The organism is Streptomyces sp. NPDC046308 (assembly GCF_055588065.1).
The window spans coordinates 115,045-135,453 of sequence record NZ_JBVJFB010000006.1 but is presented as its reverse complement, the minus strand read 5'-3'; the positions used below and the strand labels follow the sequence as shown (position 1 = coordinate 135,453).

The window sequence follows — 20,409 nt, the reverse complement described above, 5'->3', positions numbered from 1 at the left end:
TGCCGGGCGCGGCAGGTCAGTCCGCGTTCAGGACCTGCGCGACGATCGGCCCGGCCGCGTCGCCGCCGTGGCCGCCGCCCTCGACCATCGCGGCAGCGGCCACGTCGCCGCTGTAGCCCGTGAACCAGCTGTCCGGGTTCCCGGCGCCGTCGACCTCCGCCGAGCCCGTCTTCGCGCCCTTGTCGCCGCCGACCGACCGCATGACCTTCTCGGCGGTGCCGGCCGTCGCCGTCTGCCGCATCATCGAGACCAGTTGCTGCTGCACCGAGGGCTTCATCCGCCGCTCCGCCGTCGCGATCTTCCGGCCGTCGAGCTCCGGCGAGACCAGCAGCGGCTGGCGGAACACGCCGGTGCGCGCGGTCGCGGTGACGGACGCGATGTTCAGCGGGTTCATGGTGATCTTGCCCTGCCCGATGTACCCGGCGGCCTCCTCCGCGCCCGTCGCCGTCGGCACCGTGCCGTCGACGGACTGGATGCCCGTCCTCCAGTCCAGGCCGATGCCGAAGACCTGGTTGGCCTCCTTCGAGAGCGCGGCGTCGTCGTTCACCTGCGCGACAGGCTTGATGAAGGCGGTGTTGCAGGACTTGGCGAAGCTCGTCGCGAAGTTCGCGCCCGGCAGCTCGAAGTTGGCCAGGTTGTGGAAGGTGCGCCCGCCCCAGCGCACCTCCTTCGTGCACTGCGCCGGCTTGTCGGCCGCGACGAGTCCGCGGTCGAGCAGCATGGCCGCCGTCACGATCTTCATCGTGGAGCCGGGAGCCCTGGCTCCCCGCATCGCCGCGTTGAACCCGTCCGTGCGGTGGTTGGCGACGGCGAGGATGTGCCCGTTGCTCGGCTGGACGGCGACCACCGACGCCTCCGGGTACTTGGCGACCGCCTGCTCGGCCGCCGCCTGCACCTTCGCGTCCAGGTACGTCTTGAGGGTGCTCGGCTCGCCCTCGACCAGCGTCAGCAGGGTCCGCTTGGGGGACTCCTTGAGGGCCGGCTCGATCCACACCTCCGCCCCCGGCCGGCCGCCCGTCTTGCCGCCGTAGTTCTGGCGCAGCTCGTCGAGGACCTGCCGCAGCGAGGGGTACTTCTCCGCGGTCAGCTCCTCGCCGTTGCGGTCGACGGCCTTGACCGGCGGGTTCGCCGCCGCGCCCGCGCGCAGCCTCTCGTCCTTCTGGAGCTGCGGGTGGATCACCGACGGCTGCCAGTCGACCAGCGGCTTCCCGCTGGTCACCCCGCGCACCACCGTCAGCTGGGAGTCGTAGGCCAGCGGCTTGGTGACGCCCTCGTACGTGATCTCGGCCTCGACCTTGAAGGGCACGGTGGTGCCGTTCGCCGGGCCGGGGGTGATCACGGCCTTGGCGACGTACGCCTTGGTCCTGAAGTCGCCGACGGCGCTCTGCGCGGCCGCGGCGTTGTTCGTCAGCTCGGCGGCCACCCGCTCGTCCCCGGCGGCCCACGCGGCCAGGAACGCCTTTGCGGTCGCGGTGGTCTCCTTCGCGCCGATGGGCCCGCTGCCCTTCTCGGCCCGGACGGCGGTGTCGCCGTTCTTCGCCTCGCCGCTGTCCCCGACCAGGGCGTACACCCCGTACCCGGCGCCGCCGAGCATCGCGAGGAACACCCCGCCGATGACGGCACCCTTTGCTGCCCCGTTCACTGCGTCCCCTCCCCAGGAGCGACGGCTCTCTGAACATGTTCAAAGAACCCTTGGTGTGGACCTTACGCTGCGGAGCGAATCGTTCCGGGCGTTGTTACCGGACCGGAACATCGCGACTGCGAAGACCGTTGTACGAACTGATGACCACGACGAGGCCCATGGCAGTGGAGGCGCTCCGCATCGGCGGACCGCCCCCCGAGCGGATCTGGTACACCTCCTACGGCTCGAACACGCACCGCGGCCGGCTCTCCCGCTACCTCGCCGGAGGCACCCCGGCGGGCGGCGCCCGCAGCCAGCCCGGATGCCGCGACCCCCGCCCACCGGCCCGCTCGGTGGCCGTGGAACTGCCCGGAAGCCTCTACTTCGCCACCGAGTCCCCCGTGTGGACGGGCGGCCGCGGGTTCTACGACCCGACGGCGCCGGGCCGCACCCGCGGACGGGCCCACCTCGTCACCGCCCAGCAGTTCTCCGACATCGCCGCCCAGGAGATGTACCGGGAGCCCGGCGCCGACGCCGACGTCGACCTCACCCGCGTCCTGCGCACCGGACGCGACGAGCTGGGACCCGGCCGGTACGAGACGCTGATCTGCTCCGGCGCCCTGGACGGCATCCCGGTGCTGACCTTCACCGCGCCCTGGGCGATGCACGAGGTGGAGTGGGTCAGCCCCGCCGCCGCGTACGTCACGCACCTGGCGGCCGGCCTGCTGGAGTCCGGGGCCTGGGACGCCCCCTCCGTCGCCGACTACCTCGCCCGCCGCCCCGGCGCGGCCGGCCACTGGAGCGCGGCCCGGATCGCGTCCCTCCTGCCCTGACACGCGCGGCCCAGGACGGCCGGCGACCACCGGCAACGACCACGACGGGCCCGGCACCAGGAGGTGCCGGGCCCGTCGTTTTGGCTGCTAGACCCAGGTGTCCAGCCACATGCGGCCGCGCCAGGAGTCCATGGGCAGGGTCTGGCCCGTGTAGATCGGCCAGAAGTAGATGAAATTGCGGTGGCAGGACGCGGCGCCCCCTGACCAGCTGGTTCTTTGGCTCTTGGTGGTGATTGACCCCGCTGGGCCGTGGGGGCCGTCACGGAGCACGGTAGGGGCATGGCAGGTTCGGAAAAGCCCTGGCGGCACCCCCTCCGGCTGGTTAGATCAGAGTCATGGTTCTGGCGGGTCCGTTCTACGTGTCTGGCACGTTCTGGGCTGCTGCCGCGGTGATCGTGGCGCTGTGTGTCGGAGCTGGTGCGATGTGGGCTACCCTGCGCGCGAGTAACCCAAAGCGGCGGATATTCTCAAGGGTTCAAGACACGCGCCTCTTGCAAGCACGTCAGGGGTGGGATCGTTCCTAGAGGTGCGCTTCAATGGAGCCCCTTTGGGTGATCCGCGTGTGGTGCGCATTGTTCTCATGAACGCAGGTAGTCGCGATGTGAGTAGCGTAAATTTTGATCGCGGTGAACCTATTAAATTCTCGCTTGGGACCCCGATTCTTCAGCTTCTAGATACTGAGATTAGGCCGTCCGTTTCGGCCCCTCCTCCGGTGGCATTGACGGAATCGACGTGCGCATCGGGACAGGTAGGCTGGGTATGGGTAACGAAGTCGCCTATCATGTTCTCGCGGATGGAGCCCCCCTTCGTTTCCTGTCAGCATCAGCTGATTGATGTTCGATTTGAGGAGGCGACTGGAAGGTCCTCTGCACAGTTCATTCGTAGCCTTCGGGCCTTGATGTGGGTATCTCTTGTGTTTGTCGCCGTGATACTTCTGCTGCGTCTCATTGGCTCCTGAATAGGCTACGTTGGAAGGGTTGACTCATTGGGCGACTTCGCCGTCGCCCGTAGTGTGAAGGATGGAATCGACCGCTGCGCGAGTCGGCCTTCACTGCTGGGCATCAGGTGCGTGTACGTCGCAGCGTGAAGCCCGGGTCGGCATGACCGAGGTACTGACTCAGGGCCCGGATGTTCCCGAGGTGACCGGCGGCCGCGGTATCTCCGTGGTCAACCGGTAGAGCCAGGATCTCGACGCCGTCCTCATCCTGTGGCTGATCGCCGGACCGCGGTCCGCCGGTCATTCACCGGGCGGGGCTCCGAACGGAGCTTTCGACGTCGGTCATCGAGCACCCCATTTGCAGTCGTCTGGCCAGGTCTGTGATGCGGCCTTCTTCTTCAGCTCGGGGTCACCTGCCAGAGATGCGGGCAGAGAAGTGTCTGTGTTGACCCGAGCAGACATCAGCTGGTCTTTTCCAATGTCTGCGCCCTGCAGGACTGCAGCACGGAGATCCGCGCAGACCAGCGTCGCCTCGGTAAGGTCCGCGCGGCGCAGGTTCGCGTCGCGCAGGTCCGCGCCGCCCAGTTTCGCGCGGGACAGGTCCGCGCCGCTTAGGTTCACGCCACCCAGGTACGCGGCGCTCAGGTCCGCGCTGCGCAAGTCCGCGCTGCGCAAGTTCGCGTCACCCAGGTTCGCGCTGGCCAGGTCCGCGCGGCCCAGTTTCGCGTCGGTCAGGTCCGCGCCGCCCAGTCGAGCACCGCTCAGTTTCGCGTCGCTCAGGTCCGCACTGCCCAGTCGAGCGTGGAACAGTTTCGCGTTGCTCAGGACCGCGCCGTCCAATCGAGCGCGGCCCAGGTCCGCGTCGCTCAGGTCCGCGACGAACATGAAGGCATTGCGCAGGTCCGCACGGGTCAAGACCGCCTCGCGCAGATTGGCGGACTGGAGGTCCGTGTCGTGCAGGTCGATGTGCACATCTCCGTCGTGGCGGCCGTCCCTGGTCCTGAGGACGGCGAGCGCAGCGGTGATGTCACTGGGCAAAGCCCTCAGTTTGGCCTCTGGCGGTTTCGGGCTGTGAGCACGGATGAAGGTCGAAACGACGTTGATCACGGTGGGCTGGTCACGGGAAGAGTCCTGCATGACCCGCTGCAGACCGTAGAGCCCACCCAGACGCACTTCCTCGGAGTCCCTGTTGCCGAGAAGCTCGACAGCAGCCATGTACCGGTCGGTGATGTGCCCTTCTCGGTCGATGTCTTGTGCGCTGTTGACCTGCGTAATCGATTTCCAGGTGAAGCCGACGAGAATGAGTGCGCCGATAGACGCCAGGACGGCGACCGTCTTCTCCACCCGCCTCCACAGACGCTTGCGGGACGCGGAGCCGTTACCGGGGTCTGGGGCAGGCTGCTGCTGGCCGGCCCGCTGGCCAATCCGCCGCAGCCGACTGCCGGCCGTCGTTCGGGGTGCCCTGGTCATAGGGCAATTCGAACCGGTAGACAGCAGCCCCGCGCGCTCAGTCGGCCGAGGGACGTACACGGTCACCGTTCGGACGGCGGAGCTCCCGAGCGGAATCCCAGCGTGGAGATCTCCGTGGCGGGAGCAACAGGTCGGCCATGGATCTCGGATAAAGAAGACGCTCGATGCGGTCGTCATCCTGGCCGCGCCGGCCCGGCCGGAGGACTACGACACCGCGACTCGGGCCGCGCTCGACCACATCGACCGCCAGGCCGTGCGCACGGTCGCCGACGGCCGCCGCGAGTCCACCCGCGGCGCCTACGCCCAGGGCTGGGCGAGCTGGACGAAGTTCTGTGCCGCCTCCGAGGTGCCCACTAGAGCCGCAAGCAGCGGGGGACGGCATGCGGCTGGAATCTGGGCCGTCTGTGGGCCGTCGAGGGGCGGCCCAGGACGGCCGGCGACCACCGGCAACGACCACGACGGGCCCGGCACCAGGAGGTGCCGGGCCCGTCGTTTTGGCTGCTAGACCCAGGTGTCCAGCCACATGCGGCCGCGCCAGGAGTCCATCGGGAGGGTCTGGCCCGTGTAGATCGGCCAGAAGTAGATGAAGTTCCACACGATCAGCAGGACCAGCACCCCCGCCCCGATCGCGCCCAGGGCCCGTCTGCGCTCGGACGAGCCCGCCGGGCCCAGGAGGGCGCCGATCATCATCGCCACCGCCAGGCACAGGTACGGGACGAAGACCACCGCGTAGAAGTAGAAGATCGTCCGCTCCTGGTAGTTGAACCAGGGCAGCAGACCCGCGGCCACCGCGCACGCGATCGCACCCGCCCGCCAGTCACGGCGGAAGAACCAGCGCCACAGCACGTACAGCAGCGCGAAGCAGCCCGCCCACCACAGCAGCGGGGTGCCCAGCGCCAGCACCTCGCGGGCGCACTTGCCCGCCTCGGTCGCCGGGCAGCCGTCGGTGCCGGGCGCGGGCGACTCGTAGAAGTAGGAGACGGGCCGGCCCAGGACCAGCCAGCTCCACGGGTTCGACTCGTAGGTGTGCCCCGAGGTCAGCCCGACGTGGAACCGGTAGACCTCGGTCTCGTAGTGCCACAGGCTGCGCAGCCACTCCGGCAGGAACGACAGCGCGCTGTGCTGGTCGTTCTTGGCCGCCCAGTCGCGCAGGTAGCCGCCCTTGCCGTTGTCCGGGCTGAAGATCCAGCCCGACCACGAGGCCACGTACGTCACGATCGCGACCGGCACCGTGGACACGAACGCGGGCAGCGCGTCGCGCCGCATCATCGCCGCGTACGGGGCCCCCGCGCCCGCGGTGCGGCGCGCGGCCGCGTCCCACAGCACGGTGAGGACCCCGAAGAAGGCCAGGACGACGAAACCGTTCCACTTCGTGCCCGCGGCCAGGCCCAGGCAGACCCCGGCCAGGATCCGGTACGGCCGCCAGCCCAGCCGCAGCGTCTCGGCGATCTTCATGTCGGGCCGGGTCCGGCCCTCCGGATCGACGGGCAGCGCGTCCGCGAGTCTGAGCCGGACCCGGTCGCGGTCGATGAGCAGCGCCCCGAACGCGGCGAGCACGAAGAACATCAGCACCAGGTCCAGCAGCGCGGTGCGGCTCATCACCAGGTGCAGTCCGTCCACCGCGAGCAGCGCGCCCGCCAGACAGCCCAGGAAGGTCGAACGGAAGAGGCGCCGCCCGATCCGGCACAGCATCAGCACCGACAGGGTGCCGAGCACGGCGGTCATGAACCGCCAGCCGAAGGGGGTGAAGCCGAACATCCACTCGCCGAGCCCGATCACCCATTTGCCCACGGGCGGGTGGACCACGTAGCCCGGGTCCACCGGCAGCCCGACCCCGTCCGGGTTGGCGAGGATCGACTTGTCGATGTCCTTGGGCCAGTTCGCCTCGTAGCCCTGCTTGATCGTGGCCCAGGCGTCCTTGGCGTAGTACGTCTCGTCGAATATCACCGCCTTCGGGCTGCCCAGGTGCACGAACCGCAGCACCCCGGCGGCCAGCGCCACCAGCAGGGGCCCCGCCCACCCGAGGATGCGCTGCCAGGTCCCCCACACCTCCGGCGGCAGACCGAAGGTCAACCACAGCTGCCGGGACGGCCGGGCGTACGGGGGCACCAGCCGGGTGCGGACGTCCGGGCGCGGCGACGCGGTGGCGGACGGCACGTAGCCGAAGCCGCGCAGCCGGCGCAGCCAGGTGGGCGGCTCTTCTTCGCGCCCCGCCGGCGAGGCGGCAGGGGCCCCCGCGGGGCTGGGCGACGACGTCGCGGTACTGGTCACCGGCACATCGTAGGGAAGAGAAGTGTGTACGCCCCAGTGGCCGGGGCCTGACGGGGGGCGGCGGGGCGCGGGACTGAGAGGATGGGCGCGTGACAAACGACCAGCCCCGCGGTACCCAGCCCACCCCCCATGCCGCCGCGGCGGACGGCCCGACGGGCACGCTCGTCCTCGCCGGCACCCCCATCGGCGACCTCGCCGACGCCCCGCCGCGCCTCGCCGCCGAGCTGGAGCGGGCCGACGTGATCGCCGCCGAGGACACCCGGCGGCTGCGCCGGCTGACGCAGGGTCTCGGCGTTCACACCACCGGGCGCGTCCTGTCGTACTTCGAGGGCAACGAGTCGGCGCGCACCCCCGAGCTGGTCGAGGCCCTGGCCGGCGGCGCGCGCGTCCTGCTCGTGACCGACGCCGGCATGCCCTCGGTCTCCGACCCCGGCTACCGGCTGGTCGCCGCCGCCGTGGAGAAGGACATCAGGGTCACCGCCGTCCCCGGGCCGTCCGCGGTGCTCACCGCGCTCGCGCTGTCCGGGCTGCCCGTGGACCGGTTCTGCTTCGAGGGGTTCCTGCCGCGCAAGGCGGGCGAGCGCCTCGGCCGGCTGCGCGAGGTCGAGGCCGAGCGGCGCACCCTCGTCTACTTCGAGGCCCCGCACCGGCTCGACGACACCCTCGCCGCGATGGCCGAGGTCTTCGGCGCCGGGCGGCGGGCCGCGGTCTGCCGCGAGCTGACGAAGACGTACGAGGAGGTCAAGCGCGGCGGGCTCGGCGAGCTCGCGGCCTGGGCCGCCGAGGGGGTGCGCGGGGAGATCACCGTCGTCGTCGAGGGCGCCCCGGCCGCCGGACCCGGTGACGTGGACGCCGAGGAGCTGGTGCGCCGGGTGCGGGTGCGCGAGGAGGCGGGGGAGCGGCGCAAGGAGGCCATCGCGGCGGTCGCGGCCGAGGCCGGGGTACCCAAGCGCGAGGTGTTCGACGCCGTGGTCGCGGCAAAGAATGCGGCACAGAAGATGCCGTAAGTCGGTAAAGGGCTAACCTGAAAAGCAAAGCTCAGACCGGGCACCGGGCGCTTTGGGCATGGACTCGCCCAAAGACCGTCCAACACTGGACAGGGCCTGATGCGCTCCCGCCCGAAGAGGCGTCCACTGGCAAGGGCACCAGTGGAACAAGAGGAGCTGGCATGAGTGAGATCGCTGACACCCCGGTACCCGTCCCCGCCGCGGTACCCCCCGCAGTCCCCGCCGCCGTCTCCCGCGCCGACGTGCAGACCGTGCACGAGGCCTACTCCTTCGCCTGCATGAGGTGCGGCTACGCCTGGGAGCAGGCGTACGCCATCGAGCACCACGTCGACGGCAGGGGCGAGCCGTTCATCATGTACACGGTCGGCGGTGAGCGGGTGCCCTCCCCGTTGTCCAACCCGACCTGCATGAACTGCGGCGGACACGTCGTACGGATCATGCGCGCGGGCCAGGTCTCCTCGGTGCTCGGCATGATCGACCACCTCTACCACCACCGCATCGCCCCCGGGATCGCCGGACCGGTGCCGGCCGGGGCGAACGTCCCCCGGACCCCGAAGCCCCGCAAGGGCACGCACGACTCGCCCGGACCCGTCGCCGTCGACCAGGCCCGCGAGCGCCGCGGCCCGCTCTCCCGCCTGATGGGCTTCTTCCGCCGGTCATAAGATCGGCCGTATGAGCCCTAGCCCTTCCTCCGCCTCCAAGGACGCACTGCCCCCGCTGCCCGAACCCCTCCGGGTGGCGGTGGCCGACTCGCACACCCACCTCGACATGCAGGCGGGCACCGTCGAGGAGGGCCTCGCGAAGGCCACCTCGGTCGGCGTGAGCACCGTCGTCCAGGTGGGCTGCGACGTGAAGGGCTCCCGGTGGGCCGCCGAGACCGCCGCCGCGTACGAGAACGTCCACGCGGCCGTCGCCCTTCACCCGAACGAAGCCCCCCGGATCGTCCTCGGCGATCCTGACGGGTGGTCGCGCCAGGGCGCCCGGGTCGGCGGCGGCGAGGCCGCGCTGGACGAGGCGCTCGCCGAGATCGAGGCGCTCGCCGCCCTCGACCACGTGAAGGCGGTCGGCGAGACCGGCCTCGACTACTTCCGCACCGGCCCGGAGGGGATGGCCGCGCAGGAGCGCTCCTTCCGCGCCCACATCGAGATCGCCAAACGGCGGAACAAGGCACTCGTCATCCACGACCGCGAAGCCCACGCGGACGTGCTGCGCGTCCTGCGCGAGGAGGGCGCCCCGGAGCGGACCGTCTTCCACTGCTACTCCGGGGACGCCGACATGGCCCGCGAGTGCGCCGCCGCCGGGTACTACATGTCCTTCGCCGGGACCGTCACCTTCAAGAACGCCGCTCCGCTGCGCGAGGCGCTGGCCGTGGCCCCGCTGGAGCTCGTACTCGTCGAGACCGACGCGCCCTACCTCACCCCGGCGCCGTACCGCGGACGGCCCAACGCGCCGTACCTCATTCCGCTGACGGTACGGGCGATGGCCGCGGTCCGCGGCATCGACGAGGACGCGATGGCCACCGCGCTGGCCGCGAACACGGCCCGCGCCTTCGCCTACTGAATCCGCCCGCATCCGCCCGTCGGCCCGTCCTTCCACCGGTGATCCACCGGCGTTCCGGAACCTCGGGCCGCCCCGGATCCGACACGCTGGGTGTCCGTCCGACTTTGGAGCGTGACGACTCCTCCGCTAGGGTGCCGTGCCCGAACCGGGGTGCCGGATCACCAGTGGAGCGAGCGTCGTGAGCGATACGCAGGGCAGTCACCGCCGTGGCGGTCCCCTCCCCGAGGCGTACGGGGCCGGGCCCCAGGCCTGGACGGCCGGTACGGGCGATCCGGGGGACACGCTCCGGGACCCCGACCCCGACCCCGACCCCGGGGTCCCCGGCCCCCGCCCCGGCAGCCGGCGGGCGGGGCGCCGCCGCCGGACCGCGGACACGGCGACCGGGCCCGGTCCCCACGGCGCCGGGACACCGGCCGAACTCGCCGAACTGGCCGGGCTGGCCGGGCTGGCCGCGCTGGAGGAGCTGGCCGAGCTCGCCGAACGGGCCAGGCTCTCCGAGGCCGACACCCTGGCCGCCCCCGGCTCGGGCCGCCGCCGGGCCGCGAGCGCGGCCGGCGCCGCCGTGGCACCCGCCCCCGCCGTCCCCGCCGCCCCGGCTGCCCCCGGGACGGGCCGGCGCGGCCGCGGCCGCGGCGCGCCCGCCGACGCCCCGGCCCCGCCGCCCGGCACCGGCCGCCGTCGCGCCGCCCGCGGCGCCCCCGCCGCACCCGGCGGGAACTGGCGGCGGATCGTTCCGCAGGCGCTGGTCGTCGCCTTCCTCGCCGGCGGCACGACCGCCTTCGTCGCCGCCGACAAGTCCGTACGGCTCACCGTGGACGGAGTTCCGAGGAGCCTGCACACCTTCGCCGACGACGTCGACGAACTCCTCGCCGCCGAAGGCCTCGGCGTCGGCCCCCACGACCTCGTCGCCCCCGCCCCCGGCGAACCCCTCGAGGACGGCGAGGAGATCGTCGTCCGCTACGGCCGCCCCCTGCGCCTGACCCTCGACGGACAGCAGCGCCAGGTGTGGACCACCGCCCGCACCGTCGAAGGCGCACTGCGCCAGTTCGGCATCCGCGCCGAGGGCGCCTACCTCTCTGCCCCCCGCACCGCGCCCGTCCCGCGCGCCGGCCTCGCCCTGAGCGTCCGCACCGAACGCAGCGTCACCTTCATGGCCGACGGCCGCGAACGCACCATCCGCACCAACGCCGCCACCGTCCGGGAAGCCCTCGACCAGGCCGGCATCACCCTCCAGGGCCAGGACACCACCTCCGTACCCCCCACCGCGTTCCCGCGCGACGGCCAGACCGTCACCGTGCTCCGCATCACCGGCACCCGGGAGGTCCGCGAGGAGCGCATCCCGTTCGAGACCGAGAAGGTGAACGACCCCGACCTGTTCGCCGGCACCGAGGTCGTCGAACGTGCCGGCCGGCCCGGGGCCCGCCGGGTCACCTACTCCCTGCGCACGGTCAACGGGGTCCGCCAGACGCCCCGCGCCATCGCCGACGAGGTCGTGCGCGAGCCCGTCACCCAGCTCGTCAAGGTCGGCACCAAACCGCTGCCCAGCTCCGTCGCCGGCGCCGACGGCCTCAACTGGGCGGCCCTCGCCCAGTGCGAGTCCGGCGGCCGCCCCTCGGCCACCGACGCCTCGGGAACGTACGGCGGCCTCTACCAGTTCGACGTCCGCACCTGGCAGGGCCTCGGCGGCAGCGGCCGCCCCCAGGACGCCTCGGGCACGGAGCAGACCTACCGGGCCAAGAAGCTCTACGTGCAGCGGGGGGCGAGCCCCTGGCCCCACTGCGGCCGTAGGCTTTACCGGTGAGCACCGCAGAGCAGCAGCCCGAGAACCCCTCCTCCAGTACCCCCGGCACGCCCGACGCCCTCCTCGGGCCGGCCGACATCCGGGAGCTGGCCGCCGCACTCGGCGTACGCCCGACGAAGCAGAAGGGGCAGAACTTCGTCATCGACGCCAACACGGTCCGCCGGATCGTGCGGACCGCCGAGGTGCGCCCGGACGACGTGGTCGTCGAGGTCGGCCCGGGGCTGGGCTCGCTGACGCTCGCGCTGCTGGAGGCCGCCGACCGGGTGGTCGCCGTCGAGATCGACGACATCCTGGCGGCCGCGCTGCCCGCCACCATCGAAGCCCGCATGCCGGCGAAGAAGGACCGCTTCGCGCTGGTGCACTCCGACGCGATGCTCGTCACGGAGCTGCCCGGGCCGCCGCCGACCGCGCTCGTCGCGAACCTGCCGTACAACGTGGCCGTGCCCGTCCTGCTGACCATGCTCGACCGCTTCCCCACCATCGAGCGGACCCTCGTGATGGTGCAGGCGGAGGTCGCGGACCGGCTGGCCGCCGAGCCGGGCAACAAGGTGTACGGGGTCCCCTCCGTCAAGGCCAACTGGTACGCGCACGTCAAGCGCGCCGGCGCCATCGGCCGCAAGGTCTTCTGGCCCGCGCCGAACGTCGACTCCGGTCTCGTCTCGCTGGTGCGGCGCACCGAACCGATCAAGACCACCGCCACCAAGGCGGAGGTCTTCGCGGTCGTCGACGCCGCGTTCGCGCAGCGCCGCAAGACGCTGCGCGCCGCGCTGGCCGGCTGGGCCGGCTCGGCGGCGGGCGCCGAGTCGGCGCTGGTCGCCGCCGGCGTCTCGCCGCAGGCGCGCGGCGAGTCCCTGACGGTGGAGGAGTTCGCCGCCATCGCCGAGCACAAGCCCGCGATGGAGAGGCCCGCACTGTGAGCGCGCGCACGACGGGTGTGACCGTACGGGTCCCCGCGAAGGTCAACGTGCAGCTGGCGGTGGGCGCGGCCCGGCCCGACGGCTTCCACGACCTGGCCAACGTCTTCCTCGCCGTGTCCCTGTTCGACGAGGTCACGGCCACCCCGGCCGACACGCTGACGGTGACCTGCGAGGGCCCCGACGCCGACCAGGTCCCGCTGGACCGCACCAACCTCGCGGCGCGGGCGGCCGAGATCCTCGCGGCCCGCCACGGCATCGAGCCCGCCGTCCACCTCCACATCGCGAAGAACATCCCGGTGGCGGGCGGCATGGCGGGCGGCAGCGCGGACGGTGCGGCGGCCCTGCTGGCCTGCGACACCCTGTGGGGCCTGGACACCCCGCGCGCCGAACTCCTCGACGTCTGCGCGGAGCTCGGCAGTGACGTCCCCTTCAGCCTCGTCGGCGGGGCCGCGCTCGGCACGGGCCGCGGTGAGCTGCTGACCCCGGTGGCCGCGGGGGCGTTCCACTGGGTGTTCGCGGTGGCCGACGGGGGGCTGTCCACCCCGGCGGTGTTCCGCGAGTTCGACCGCCTCACGGCCGACGTGGTGGTCCCGGAGCCGGAGGCCTCGCCGGCGCTGCTGGCGGCGCTGGCCTCGGGGGACGCGCAGGCGCTGGGCGCTGCGCTGAGCAACGACCTGCAGGCGGCGGCGCTTTCCCTGCGGCCGCAGCTGGCGCGGACGCTGGCGGCGGGCGTGGAGGGTGGTGCGCTGGCCGCGCTGGTCTCGGGCTCGGGCCCGACGACGGCGTTCCTGGTCGCGGACCAGGGGACGGCCGCCAAGGTCGCTGCCGCGCTGGACGCCTCGGGCACCTGCCGTGCCACTCGCGTGGCGTCCAGCCCGGCCCCGGGCGCCACGGTCCTGCCGTCCTGACCCTGCGGACCGTTGCCGGCGGCCGGCCCCCGGACTGCCGCTCCTCAAACGCCGGCGGGGCTGGAAGATCCAGCCCCTCCGGCGTTTGAGGAGCGGGGCGCGGGGCGGAGCCCCGGTACCTAGGCGCGAGTTGAGTATCCGCGCCCTGTCGCGGCCCCCGTGCCGCGGGCGACCGTAGGCCCATGACAGCCAGCGCACGCGACCTCGCCCTCGCCACCCCGCCCGGCCGGGACCGGTACGTCGACCTGTTGCGCGTCGCCTCGCTCGGCACCGTCATCGGCGGGCACTGGCTGATGGCCGCCGTCAGCGGTGACGGGATAGGGAACCTGCTCGCCCTCGTGCCCGGTCTCCAGGTGCTCACCTGGGGGCTGCAGGTCATGCCGGTGTTCTTCTTCGTCGGCGGGTTCTCGCACGCCCTGTCCTACCGCTCCCTGGCCCGCCGCAGCGACCCCGCGGCCTCCGTCTACGCCGCCTTCCTCCGGGCCCGGCTCCGGCGGCTGTTGCGGCCGACCCTCGTCTTCGTCCTGGTGTGGGCCGCCGCCGCGCTCGCCGTGCAGCTCGCCGGGCACGGTGGCGGCCGGCTGACCGGGGCCGCGCTGCGGATGGTCACCCAGCCGCTGTGGTTCATCGGCATCTACCTGGCGATGGTCGCCTTCACCCCGCCCCTGCTGAAGCTGCACGAGCGCCACGGCTGGGCCGCCTTCGCCGCGCTGGCCGGGTCGGCCGCGCTGGTCGACGTACTGCGCTTCGCGTTCGGCGTGCCCTACGTGGAGTTCCTGAACTTCGCCCTCGTCTGGCTCGCCGTCCACCAGCTCGGCTTCCTGCGGGCCGACGGCCGGATCCGCCGGCCCGCGGTCCTCGCCGCCGCGGGTCTCGCCGGGGCCGTCCTCCTGGTGGCGTACGGCCCGTACCCGCTGTCCATGGTGGGGATGCCCGGCGAGAAGGTGTCCAACATGGCGCCGCCCACCCTCGCCCTGCTCGCGCACGCCATGTGGCTCGTGGGCGCCGTCCAGCTGCTCGCCCGGCCCGCCGCCGCCTGGCTGGCGCGGCCCCGCGTCTGGCGCGGGGTGGTCGCCGCCAACGGCATCGCCATGACCGCCTTCCTGTGGCACCTCACCGCCATGCTCGGCGTGTACGGGGCCCAGCTCGCCCTCGGCGTGGACCTGCCGGCCCCGGCCGGCGCCGCCTGGTGGGCGCAGGTCCCCGTACGGATCCTGGCCGCGAGCGCCCTGACGGCCGGCTTCGTCGCGCTGTTCCGCCGCTTCGAGGCGGCCCCCGCGGCCCCCGCCGCCCCCGCCGCCCCCGCAGCCCCCGCCGCCCCGGCCGAGCCGCGCCCCGCCGCGGCGGGCGGCGTCGGCGGCCTCGTCGCCGCCCTCGGCATCACCCTGTGCCTGCTCGGCATCCTGGGCCTTTCCATGACCGGACTCGGCGGTCTGCTCGACGGCCACAGCGCCACCCTGATCGCCTTTCCGGTCACCGCTCCGGTCGCCATCGGAATGGCCCTCGCGGGCGCCCTGCTCGTGGAACGGTCAGCCCCGGCGCGGACCGTTAGGCTGGGGGGCTGATCCACACCCTCCCCCAGAGTCCGTCCGGGGGTACCCCACCTGGAGCGCGTCTGATGGCCGTCAATCTGGTCAATGTCGAGGCAGTCAGCAAGGTGTACGGCACACGTACCCTGCTGGACAGCATCTCCCTCGGCGTGTCCGAGGGGGACCGGATCGGCGTCGTCGGCCGCAACGGCGACGGCAAGACCACCCTCATCCGCATGCTCGCCAAGCTGGAGGAGCCCGACACCGGCCGGGTCACCCAGTCCGGTGGTCTGCGCATGGGCGTCCTCACCCAGCACGACTCCCTCGATCCCAAGGCCACCATCCGGCACGAGATCATCGGGGACATGGCCGACCACGAGTGGGCCGGCAACGCCAAGATCCGCGACGTGCTCACCGGACTCTTCGGCGGCCTCGACCTGCCCGGCTTCGGCCAGGGCCTCGACACCGTCATCGGCCCGCTCTCCGGCGGCGAGCGCCGCCGCATCGCCCTCGCCAAGCTGCTCATCGCCGACCAGGACCTGCTGATCCTCGACGAGCCCACCAACCACCTCGACGTCGAGGGCATCTCCTGGCTCGCCCAGCACCTCCAGGAGCGCCGCTCCGCGCTCGTCTGCGTCACCCACGACCGCTGGTTCCTCGACCAGGTCTGCACCCGCATGTGGGACGTGCAGCGCGGTCACGTGCACGAGTACGAGGGCGGCTACAGCGACTACGTCTTCGCCCGCGCCGAGCGCGACCGCATCGCCGCCACCGAGGAGTCCAAGCGGCAGAACCTGATGCGCAAGGAGCTGGCCTGGCTGCGCCGCGGCGCCCCCGCCCGGACCTCCAAGCCCCGCTACCGCATCGAGGCCGCCAACGAGCTGATCGCCGACGTGCCGCCGCCGCGCGACACCAGCGAGCTGATGCGGTTCGCCAACGCCCGCCTCGGCAAGACGGTCTTCGACCTCGAGGACGTCAGCGTGCACGCCGGCCCCAAGGAACTGCTCAAGCACCTCACCTGGCACCTGGGCCCCGGCGACCGCGTGGGCCTCGTCGGCGTCAACGGCGCCGGCAAGACCTCCCTGCTGCGCGCGCTCGCGGAAGCCGCCCGCACCCAGGGCGACGTCCAGCCCGCCGCCGGGAAGATCACCGTCGGCAAGACCGTCAAGCTGGCCTACCTCTCGCAGGAGGTCGGCGAACTCGACCCGTCCCTGCGGGTCCTGGAAGCCGTGCAGCGCGTCCGCGACCGCGTCGACCTCGGCAAGGGACGCGAGATGACGGCGGGCCAGCTGTGCGAGCAGTTCGGCTTCACCAAGGAGAAGCAGTGGACGCCGGTCGGCGACCTCTCCGGTGGTGAGCGGCGCCGACTGCAGATCCTGCGCCTTCTGATGGACGAGCCCAACGTCCTCTTCCTCGACGAGCCCACCAACGACCTCGACATCGAGACCCTGACCCAGCTGGAGGACCTCCTCGACGGCTGGCCCGGCTCGATGATCGTGATCTCCCACGACAGGTTCTTCATCGAGCGCACCACCGACACGGTGATGGCGCTGCTCGGCGACGCGAGCCTGCGGATGCTGCCGCGCGGCCTGGACGAGTACCTGGAGCGCCGCCGGAGGATGATCGAGGCGGCCACCCCGGCCGCCGCCCCGGCCACCGCCGCCGCGGCGGCGAAGACCGCCGCCTCGGTGGACTCCCGCGCCGCGAAGAAGGAGCTCCAGAAGATCGAGCGGCAGCTGAACAAGCTCGCCGACCGCGAGGGCAACCTGCACGCGCAGATCGCCGAGAACTCCACCGACTACGACAAGGTGGCCAAGCTCGACGCGGAGCTGCGCGAACTTCTCGCCGACCGCGACGATTTGGAGATGCGCTGGCTGGAGCTGGCCGAGGAGGCCTAGGTCCCCTCCCCCCGCCGGCCCAACCGGCGGGATAACGACGGCGTCACGGGCCGGTCCTCCCTTGGGAACAGGGGGCGGACCGGCCCGGTGTTCGAACGCCGTCAGTGATAGAAAGGTCATCATCCCCGACCGCCGAAGCCGAAAGCGTGCGCTGATGACCGAGCCGCCCCAGCCGCCGAACCAGCCACCGGCTCCCTCCGGTTACGGTCACCTGCCCGGCCCGCCGCAGCACGGGTACGGCTACCCGGCGCAGGGCGAGAACCCGTACGCGCAGCAGGCCCCGTACGCGCAGCAGCCGCCCACCGTCCCGCAGCAGCAGCCCGGTTACGGCTACCCGCCGCCCAGGATGCCCGGTGCGCCGGGCGGCCCCGGCATGCCGCCGAAGAAGAAGCGGACCGTGCTGATCGCCGCCTCGGCCGCCGCGGCCGTCCTCGCCGTGGCCGTCATCGGCTACGTCGGCTTCTCCGGGTCCGACGAGGATCCGAAGCCGCCCGTCGCGCAGGAGTCCACGGACGCCAAGCCCTCCGGCTCGCCTTCCGTGGACAAGGGCGACGGCAACGGCACCGGCGCCGGCGGCCAGGGGCCGGACCTCAACTCCGGCCGCAAGCAGGGCGAGGACAAGGTCCTCTGGTTCAAGACCGCGAAGGTCGACGGTCCCGGCATGGGCGTCGAATCCGCGGCCCAGTGGGTCGTCGGCGACACCGTCGTCAAGAGCGTCTGGAAGTCCCTCACCGGCTATGCGGTCACCGACGGCAAGGAGAAGTGGACGCTCGCCTTCCCTGCCGCGATCTGCTCCGTCGCCCGGGACACCACCGCCGAGGGCAAGACGGTCGTCATGTACCGCGACGGCGACGGGGAGAACTCCACCTGCACCCAGATGCGCGTGGTCGACCTCAAGACCGGCAAGGAGGTCTGGTCGAAGGAGGTGCCCAAGGAAGGGCTCTTCGACATCTTCACCAGCCCCACCCTGGCCATGACCGGCGACACCGTCGCCGTCAGCCGCGGCGGCACCGCCAGCGCCTTCAAGATCAGCAACGGTGACAAGCTCTTCGGCAGCGCCATGGGCACCGGTTGCAAGCCCGACGGCTACGAAGCCGGCAACGGCAGGATGATCGCCCTCGCCACCTGCAGCGACGCGGACGCCAGCGCCGAGGTCCACGGGGTCGACCCCGTCACCGGCCAGAAGGCCTGGGCCTTCCGGCTCCCCAAGAAGTACAAGGTCACCAGCATCTACTCGGTGGACCCGCTCGTCCTCGACATCGGCAACGAGGAGAGCAAGCAGCGCTCCATCGTGGTCCTGGGACCCGACGGCAAGCAGACCGCCACCCTCGCAGGAGAGGGCAGCTTCGCCGTCGGCTGCGGCGACACCGGCCTCTTCCGGGCCCTGACGACCTGCACCTCGGCCGTCGTCGACTCCGGCACCCTCTACCTGCCCACCGCGGCGGGGGCCGGCAAGGCCAACGAGATCGTCGCCTTCGACCTGGCCACCGGCAAGGTCAAGTGGCGCACCCCGGCGGGCGACAAGCGCACCCTCACCCCGCTCAAGGCCGCCAACGGGCAGCTGATCGCCTACCGCAAGGCCGAGGAGGAACAGGGCGGCGAGGTCATCTCCATCCCGGCCGGCGGCGGCACCCCCACCGCGCTCCTGCGCCACCCGTCGGGCCCCGCCGCGCCGATCGAGAGCTCCTTCCGCACCCCGAAGCTCGACTACGTGGACGGGCGGTTCTTCATCTCGACGTCCCGGCTGCAGGCCAAGGGCACGGACGAGAAGCTCCTGATGGTCTTCGGCAAGTGACAACGCGTCCAACGAGCAGCCCAGTGAGAGGCAAGAGCAACCCATGAGTACCCCGCCGCCCCCCAGCCAGCCGCCGTCCGGCGGCTTCGGCGCGCCGCAGGACCCTCCGCCGGGCGGGTTCGGCGCCCCCACGCCGCCCGCCGGACCCCCCGCCCCGCCGGCGGGACCGCCCGCGCCGCCGGCCGGACCGCCGGCGCCCGCGCAGCAGCCGGCCGCGCCCCCCGCGTACGGGTACCCGCAGACCGGCCCCGGCTACGGCTACCCGCAGCAGCCCGGCACCCCGCCGCCGTTCGGCGCCCCCGGCACCCCGCCTCCCTACGGCGCCCCCGGCGCCCCGTCGTCCTTCGGCTCGCCCGGCGCTCCGGCGCCCGCCGCCCAGGGCCCGGCCGGTGGCGGCAACGACAAGCGCACCCAGCTGATGATCGTCGGCGCGGCCCTGCTGGCCATCGTCCTCATCGTCGGCGGCGGCCTCTGGTACGCCTCCGGCGACGGCGGCGGTGACGGCAGGAAGGACACCGCGGACAGCGGTCCCGACAAGCCGGGGGACGACAAGTCCCAGCCCGGCGCGGGCGGCAGCGAGAAGGTGCCCTCCAACGTCAAGTCGAAGGTGCTGGTCAACCAGCCGAGCCCGACGCCGGACGAGATGGTCCAGGTCCCCGGGTCCTGGCTGACCGACTCCACCTACATCAAGTCCGACGTGTACAAGATCGTCGGTTACAACGTCGTCGACGGCGGCAAGAAGTGGGAGGTTCCCCTCCCCGGTGAGCTCTGCGGCGCGTCCCGGCACGTCACCGACAACAAGACCGCGGTGATCTTCCGGCCCGCGAAGCCCACCCCGGAGGTCAAGTACCCGCCGTGCACCGAGGTCGGCGTCGTCGACCTGAACGCCGGCAAGCTCCTGTGGACCGGCCAGGCCAAGGGCGCCACCAGCGGTGACAAGCCGGTGTCCTACTACGAGGTCACCGTCAGCGGGCAGACCGTCGCCGCCGGCGGTCCCTCGGGCGGCGCCGCCTGGAGCCTCGCCGACGGCAAGTCCCTGTGGCTGCCCAAGGTCGACGGCGAAGGCTGCCGCGACGTCGGCTACGGCGGCGGCGAGGCCCTCGCCGTCATCCGCAGGTGCGGCCAGAGCTCCAACCAGACCCTGTACGCGCAGGCCCTGGACCCGAACACCGGCGCCCCGCAGTACTCGTACAAGCTCTCCGCGGGCATCGAGACCGCCGGCATCGTCTCCACGAAGCCCCTGATCGTCTCCGCCGACGTCGGCAAGACCGCCAAGAACGCCAGCGGCGTCAGCGACCTCTTCGTCATCGACAACGCGGGCCAGCTGAAGACGCACATCTCGCTCTCCTCCGGCACCTTCGGCGGCGAGTGCCACACCGAGGTCGAGCGGTGCTCCGGGATGATCGTCGGCAACGGCAAGCTCTACCTGCCCTCCTACGAGCACCAGGGCAAGGACGCCTACGGCAAGACCAACGAGCTGCTCTCCTTCGACCTGGAGACCGGCAAGCAGACCACCGACCGCGCCGACGCGGGCGAGCGGTACAAGCTGTACCCGCTGCGCATGGACGGGTCGAACGTCATCGCCTACAAGGAGCCCCCGTACGACAAGGGCGGCCAGGTCGTCAGCATCGACGGCAAGACGATGAAGGAAACCGTCCTGATGGAGAACCCGTCGGACAAGACGACCCAGCGCATCGAGACGGCCTACTCGCCCAACTACCACGAGTACCGCTACCACAACGGCAAGCTGTTCCTCGCGCGCACCTCGGTCAAGAAGCCGTACTCCGCCACGTCCGACCCGGAGTTCATCTTCACCGCCTTCACCGCGAGCTGATCCGCCCGCACGCCCGCACGCCCGCACG

The 20,409-nt window shown here is 72.1% G+C and carries 14 protein-coding genes and 1 pseudogene; 11 read left to right on the top strand and 4 right to left on the bottom strand.

The features are described 5' to 3' along the window. Window positions 1-16: 16 nt before the first annotated feature. Window positions 17-1,642, bottom strand: a complete 1,626-nt coding sequence (locus ACZ6JT_RS24065) for a penicillin-binding transpeptidase domain-containing protein (RefSeq protein WP_469212731.1) — start codon at window positions 1,640-1,642, stop codon at window positions 17-19. A 158-nt stretch (window positions 1,643-1,800) separates the two neighbouring features. Between ACZ6JT_RS24065 and ACZ6JT_RS24060 the strand changes: the two genes are divergently transcribed. Beyond that, on the top strand, window positions 1,801-2,454 hold the full coding sequence (locus ACZ6JT_RS24060; RefSeq protein ID WP_469212729.1) for a histone deacetylase: 654 nt from the start codon (window positions 1,801-1,803) through the stop codon (window positions 2,452-2,454). Window positions 2,455-3,417: 963 nt separating this feature from the next. Here ACZ6JT_RS24060 and ACZ6JT_RS24055 read toward each other — a convergent pair. The 3 genes and pseudogenes from ACZ6JT_RS24055 to ACZ6JT_RS24045 form a co-directional block, all read right to left on the bottom strand. Continuing rightward, window positions 3,418-3,587, bottom strand: a pseudogene (locus ACZ6JT_RS24055) (site-specific integrase); the annotation flags it as partial. 146 nt (window positions 3,588-3,733) lie between these two features. Next, window positions 3,734-4,735 (bottom strand): pentapeptide repeat-containing protein, encoded by a 1,002-nt coding sequence (locus ACZ6JT_RS24050; RefSeq protein ID WP_469212727.1) that lies wholly within the window; start codon window positions 4,733-4,735, stop codon window positions 3,734-3,736. Between the two features lie 627 nt (window positions 4,736-5,362). Beyond that, window positions 5,363-7,132: a dolichyl-phosphate-mannose--protein mannosyltransferase gene (locus ACZ6JT_RS24045; protein WP_469212726.1), complete on the bottom strand. Its 1,770-nt coding sequence runs from the start codon at window positions 7,130-7,132 to the stop codon at window positions 5,363-5,365. Between the two features lie 89 nt (window positions 7,133-7,221). Here ACZ6JT_RS24045 and rsmI point away from each other — a divergent pair, with 89 nt between their 5' ends. The 10 genes from rsmI (at window position 7,222) to ACZ6JT_RS23995 (ending at window position 20,381) form a co-directional block, all read left to right on the top strand. After that, window positions 7,222-8,139 carry a 16S rRNA (cytidine(1402)-2'-O)-methyltransferase gene (gene rsmI, locus ACZ6JT_RS24040; protein WP_469212724.1) on the top strand — a complete coding sequence of 306 codons (918 nt, stop codon included), beginning with the start codon at window positions 7,222-7,224 and terminating at the stop codon, window positions 8,137-8,139. Window positions 8,140-8,300: 161 nt separating this feature from the next. Then, window positions 8,301-8,801 carry a hypothetical protein gene (locus ACZ6JT_RS24035; RefSeq protein ID WP_469212722.1) on the top strand — a complete coding sequence of 167 codons (501 nt, stop codon included), beginning with the start codon at window positions 8,301-8,303 and terminating at the stop codon, window positions 8,799-8,801. 10 nt (window positions 8,802-8,811) lie between these two features. Next, window positions 8,812-9,699 (top strand): TatD family hydrolase, encoded by an 888-nt coding sequence (locus ACZ6JT_RS24030; protein ID WP_469212720.1) that lies wholly within the window; start codon window positions 8,812-8,814, stop codon window positions 9,697-9,699. A gap of 562 nt (window positions 9,700-10,261) precedes the next feature. Beyond that, window positions 10,262-11,500, top strand: coding sequence for a ubiquitin-like domain-containing protein (locus ACZ6JT_RS24025; protein WP_469213265.1), 1,239 nt, complete (start codon window positions 10,262-10,264; stop codon window positions 11,498-11,500). After that, window positions 11,497-12,417, top strand: coding sequence for a 16S rRNA (adenine(1518)-N(6)/adenine(1519)-N(6))-dimethyltransferase RsmA (rsmA, locus tag ACZ6JT_RS24020; protein ID WP_365472537.1), 921 nt, complete (start codon window positions 11,497-11,499; stop codon window positions 12,415-12,417). The genes ACZ6JT_RS24025 and rsmA overlap by 4 nt, the downstream gene beginning before the upstream one ends. Then, complete coding sequence (locus ACZ6JT_RS24015; RefSeq protein WP_469212719.1) at window positions 12,414-13,325, top strand: 4-(cytidine 5'-diphospho)-2-C-methyl-D-erythritol kinase; 912 nt, start codon at window positions 12,414-12,416, stop codon at window positions 13,323-13,325. Before rsmA ends, ACZ6JT_RS24015 begins: the two co-directional genes overlap by 4 nt. 182 nt (window positions 13,326-13,507) lie before the next feature. After that, complete coding sequence (locus tag ACZ6JT_RS24010; protein ID WP_469212717.1) at window positions 13,508-14,890, top strand: acyltransferase family protein; 1,383 nt, start codon at window positions 13,508-13,510, stop codon at window positions 14,888-14,890. 53 nt (window positions 14,891-14,943) lie between these two features. After that, a complete protein-coding gene (locus tag ACZ6JT_RS24005) occupies window positions 14,944-16,752 on the top strand; it encodes an ABC-F family ATP-binding cassette domain-containing protein (protein ID WP_469212715.1) in 1,809 nt (602 codons plus the stop codon). A 154-nt stretch (window positions 16,753-16,906) separates the two neighbouring features. Beyond that, window positions 16,907-18,547 carry an outer membrane protein assembly factor BamB family protein gene (locus ACZ6JT_RS24000; protein ID WP_469212713.1) on the top strand — a complete coding sequence of 547 codons (1,641 nt, stop codon included), beginning with the start codon at window positions 16,907-16,909 and terminating at the stop codon, window positions 18,545-18,547. A gap of 43 nt (window positions 18,548-18,590) precedes the next feature. Further along, window positions 18,591-20,381, top strand: coding sequence for an outer membrane protein assembly factor BamB family protein (locus tag ACZ6JT_RS23995; RefSeq protein WP_469212711.1), 1,791 nt, complete (start codon window positions 18,591-18,593; stop codon window positions 20,379-20,381). Window positions 20,382-20,409: the final 28 nt, after the last annotated feature.